The sequence below is a fragment of the Staphylococcus sp. ZWU0021 genome (assembly GCF_000798895.1).
GTDB lineage: Bacteria > Bacillota > Bacilli > Staphylococcales > Staphylococcaceae > Staphylococcus > Staphylococcus saprophyticus.
The window spans coordinates 418-962 of record NZ_JTLN01000016.1 but is presented as its reverse complement, the minus strand read 5'-3'; the positions used below and the strand labels follow the sequence as shown (position 1 = coordinate 962).

At 51.6% G+C, this 545-nt stretch carries 6 tRNA genes; all 6 read right to left on the bottom strand.

Going from position 1 to position 545, the window contains the following annotated elements:
• Positions 1 to 4: 4 nt before the first annotated feature.
• Positions 5 to 80 (bottom strand) — tRNA-Ala (locus L987_RS04250).
• A 20-nt stretch (positions 81 to 100) separates the two neighbouring features.
• Positions 101 to 174 (bottom strand) — tRNA-Pro (locus L987_RS04245).
• A gap of 8 nt (positions 175 to 182) precedes the next feature.
• Positions 183 to 256 (bottom strand) — tRNA-Arg (locus L987_RS04240).
• Positions 257 to 274: 18 nt separating this feature from the next.
• Positions 275 to 360, bottom strand: a tRNA-Leu gene (locus L987_RS04235).
• 7 nt (positions 361 to 367) lie between these two features.
• Positions 368 to 442 (bottom strand) — tRNA-Gly (locus L987_RS04230).
• A 3-nt stretch (positions 443 to 445) separates the two neighbouring features.
• Positions 446 to 527 (bottom strand) — tRNA-Leu (locus L987_RS04225).
• Between the last annotated feature and the right edge of the window lie 18 nt (positions 528 to 545).

Below are 545 nucleotides of genomic sequence, written 5' to 3'. Positions count from 1 at the left end.
AATATGGTGGAGACTAGCGGGATCGAACCGCTGACCTCCTGCGTGCAAAGCAGGCGCTCTCCCATCTGAGCTAAGCCCCCATATATAAATTTTCAGGGAATCGGGAAGACAGGATTCGAACCTGCGACCCCTTGGTCCCAAACCAAGTGCTCTACCAAGCTGAGCTACTTCCCGTAAATTAGTGCGCCCAATAGGGGTCGAACCTATAACCTCTTGATTCGTAGTCAAGTACTCTATCCAGTTGAGCTATGGGCGCATAATTTTTATAGGATGATGCCGAGGACCGGAATCGAACCGGTACGATAATCACTTATCGCAGGATTTTAAGTCCTGTGCGTCTGCCAGTTCCGCCACCCCGGCAAAATAATGGAGCAGAAGACGGGATTCGAACCCGCGACCCCGACCTTGGCAAGGTCGTATTCTACCGCTGAACTACTTCTGCATATGCGGGTGAAGGGAGTCGAACCCCCACGCCGTAAGGCGCTAGATCCTAAGTCTAGTGCGTCTGCCAATTCCGCCACACCCGCGATATTAAAATGATAATG